This is a genomic window from Psychrobacter sp. TB20-MNA-CIBAN-0197 (assembly GCF_040309765.1).
Lineage (GTDB): Bacteria > Pseudomonadota > Gammaproteobacteria > Pseudomonadales > Moraxellaceae > Psychrobacter > Psychrobacter submarinus.
Genome location: NZ_JBEOPC010001454.1, coordinates 1 through 233 on the forward strand (window position 1 = coordinate 1; position 233 = coordinate 233).

Sequence of the window (233 nt, forward strand, 5' to 3'; positions counted from 1 at the left end):
CCGTTTATCTGCTCGTGTTTCATTATTATGGCAAGACAAAGACGATTACATTGATAACCAAGCTCCAGGCTTTGAAGCTAAAGATGAGCAAGGTGGTTACACTGAAAAAGCGGCACGCGTTCAGTTTTTATATGAAGGCGATGATTTTACTGCTTTATTAAACTATCACACACGTGACTTAGATGGCTCACCAATTGCCTTTCGTGCAAATGTAATTAAAGCGGGTACTAATG

General features: G+C 39.9%; 1 protein-coding gene. It reads left to right on the forward strand.

Features of this window, described 5'->3' with window-relative positions; genetic code table 11:
• A partial coding sequence (locus AAEY83_RS18790) for a hypothetical protein (protein WP_351061737.1) occupies nucleotides 1-233 on the forward strand: 233 nt, incomplete at both ends.